Below are 1,745 nucleotides of genomic sequence, written 5' to 3' on the forward strand. Positions count from 1 at the left end.
AGGGTTGGGCGTGGGTCGGCTTTTGCCGCTTCGATAGCCGCGTTGATGGCGGCCGCATCGTGGCCGTCAACCGCAGGGATCACGTGCCAGCCGTACGCTTCAAAACGTTTTGGCGTATCGTCGGAGAACCAGCCTTCCACGTGACCGTCAATCGAGATGCCGTTGTCATCCCAGAAGGCGATCAGCTTGCCCAGGCCCAGCGTCCCGGCCAGCGAGCAGGCTTCGTGAGAAATACCTTCCATCAGGCAGCCGTCGCCCAGGAATGCATAGGTGTAGTGGTCAACCACATCGTGGCCGTCGCGGTTAAACTGTGCGGCCAGTGACTTCTCAGCAATCGCCATACCTACAGCATTGGTGATGCCCTGACCCAGCGGGCCTGTGGTGGTTTCGATGCCCGGCGCGTAGCCGTACTCAGGGTGACCCGGTGTTTTCGAGTGCAGCTGACGGAAGTTTTTCAGATCGTCAATTGCCAGCTCGTAGCCGCTCAGGTGCAGCAGGGAGTAAATCAGCATAGAGCCGTGGCCGTTGGACAGCACGAAGCGGTCACGGTCAGCCCAGTTCGGGTTTTGCGGGTTGTGATTGAGGTGGTCGCGCCACAGCACTTCCGCGATGTCCGCCATCCCCATCGGGGCGCCCGGGTGGCCGGAGTTGGCCTGTTGTACACCGTCCATACTCAGGGCACGGATAGCATTCGCTAATACTTTACGATCCATAATAAATTCTTCTTACTCAATACAGGTTGGTCATAAAACGAGTGAGAGCAGCTCAGTTGCTGCTCTCAAATAGAAACGGGATTACAGACGCGCTTCGATCATGGTTTCCAGCTTACCCTGGTCGATCGCGAAGTTACGGATACCTTCCGCCAGCTTCTCAATCGCCATAGGATCCTGGTTGTGATCCCACAGGAATTCCGCGTGGGTCATAGGCGCCGGACGCACTTCAGAAGCCACATCAGCAGAGAGTTTCTGCACCACTTCGCCTTGTGCTTCAGACAGCTCCTGCAGCAGCTGCGGGCTGATGGTCAGGCGGTCACAGCCGGCCAGCTCCAGGATTTCGCCGGTGTTACGGAAGCTTGCGCCCATCACAACGGTGTTGTAGCCAAGGGCTTTGTAATAGTTGTAGATTGCCGTTACCGACAGCACGCCCGGATCTTCAGACGCTTCGAAGTCACGGCCTTCTTTGGCTTTGTACCAGTCCATGATGCGGCCAACGAAAGGCGAAATCAGGAACACACCGGCTTCGGCACAGGCGCGGGCCTGAGCAAAAGAGAACAGCAGAGTCAGGTTACAGTTGATGCCTTCTTTTTCCAGGATTTCCGCTGCGCGGATCCCTTCCCAGGTCGACGCCAGTTTGATCAGGATGCGGTCGTTGCTGATGCCGGCATCGTTATACATTTTGATCAGCTTGCGGGCTTTGGCCACGCTGGCGTCGGTGTCGTAAGACAGGCGGGCGTCCACTTCAGTGGAGATACGGCCCGGCACCACGTTGAGGATTTCTTTACCGATGTTCACCGCCAGCTTGTCACCGGCGTCTTCGATTTGCTGTGCTTTATCGCTGCTCTGCGCTTTGGCATAAGCAATCGCATCGTCGATGAGCGGTGCGTACTGTTCAATCTCTGCGGCTTTCAGGATCAGGGAAGGGTTGGTGGTGGCATCTTGCGGTTGGTACTTCTTAATCGCTTCGATGTCGCCGGTATCGGCAACAACAGTAGTAAGTGCGCGCAGCTGTTCCAGTTTGGTGCTCAT

General features: G+C 56.7%; 2 protein-coding genes. Both read right to left on the minus strand.

Features of this window, described 5'->3' with window-relative positions; genetic code table 11:
• Positions 1 to 713, minus strand: a 713-nt coding sequence (locus KCG43_RS21210; RefSeq protein WP_304622559.1) for a transketolase family protein, incomplete at its 3' end; no start/stop codon positions are given.
• A gap of 81 nt (positions 714 to 794) precedes the next feature.
• Positions 795 to 1,745, minus strand: coding sequence for a transaldolase (tal, locus tag KCG43_RS21215; protein WP_218387442.1), 951 nt, complete (start codon positions 1,743 to 1,745; stop codon positions 795 to 797).

This window comes from Photobacterium sp. WH24 (assembly GCF_019204055.1).
Taxonomy (GTDB): Bacteria; Pseudomonadota; Gammaproteobacteria; order Enterobacterales; family Vibrionaceae; genus Photobacterium; species Photobacterium arenosum.